Source organism: Streptomyces sp. NRRL S-1022 (assembly GCF_000720135.1).
Taxonomy (GTDB): domain Bacteria; phylum Actinomycetota; class Actinomycetes; order Streptomycetales; family Streptomycetaceae; genus Streptomyces.
In genome coordinates, this window is the sequence record NZ_JOIU01000185.1 from 1 (window position 1) to 303 (window position 303).

1 protein-coding gene is annotated in these 303 nt (G+C 69.6%); it reads left to right on the forward strand.

What is annotated here, in order from left to right; translation table 11 throughout:
- A partial coding sequence (locus IG05_RS43345) for a hypothetical protein (protein WP_037816063.1) occupies positions 1–303 on the forward strand: 303 nt, incomplete at both ends.

Below are 303 nucleotides of genomic sequence, written 5' to 3' on the forward strand. Positions count from 1 at the left end.
CGTCGTTGATGCCGCAGGTGGACGGGCGGAGTTACGCCGCCTACCGGGTACGCACCGAGCTGGCTCTCGCACACCGGCTCGACACGCTGGCCTACGTCTCCGGCTCCGCCGCCGCGACGGTGAGCGCGCCGTATCCGACCTCCGAGCAGGCCAGTCCGTGGGACGAAAACTCTGTGATCACCACCGATGCCACGGCGGCGACCGCCGGTCAGACCCTGGTCCTGTACGGCGGCAAGACCGGGGACTGCCTCGTCACCACGATCACGTCGGTCGAGCCGATGGACCGCCACGTCGCACCCGGAA